The organism is Arthrobacter sp. TB 26, from assembly GCF_000427315.1.
GTDB lineage: Bacteria > Actinomycetota > Actinomycetes > Actinomycetales > Micrococcaceae > Arthrobacter.
In genome coordinates this window covers 1-316 of the sequence record NZ_AUPJ01000288.1, presented here as the reverse complement: position 1 = coordinate 316, position 316 = coordinate 1, and the positions used below count along the sequence as shown (strand labels likewise).

The window sequence follows — 316 nt, the reverse complement described above, 5'->3', positions numbered from 1 at the left end:
GGCCGGCCGCGCCGCTGTCCGCCGCGGTTTCCTTTCCCTCGCCGCGGACGAGCTCCAGCGGGCCGTGCCGGGCTCCGACCAGCAGCTGGCCTGGGCCCGCACGGTCGCCGCGGCCAGCCGCTTCGACAACAGCCGGCTGGACCTGCTCCGCGGCATCCTCGACGGCAGCACGGTCCTTGACGGCCTGTCCGTGGATGCGGAGCTCCGCTGGAACTTCTGGCACGCTCTGGCCGCCAACGGCGAGGCCACTGTTGCCCAGCTCGACGGGGAGCTGGCCCGGGACAACACGGCTGCCGGAAAATCCGGGCACGCCACC

Annotated in this window: 1 pseudogene (cut by a window edge); it reads left to right on the top strand. The window is 73.7% G+C overall.

What is annotated here, in order from left to right:
- Window positions 1-316: pseudogene (pepN, locus tag K789_RS22810) on the top strand (aminopeptidase N) (its annotated part extends 1,905 nt beyond the left edge of the window); the annotation flags it as partial.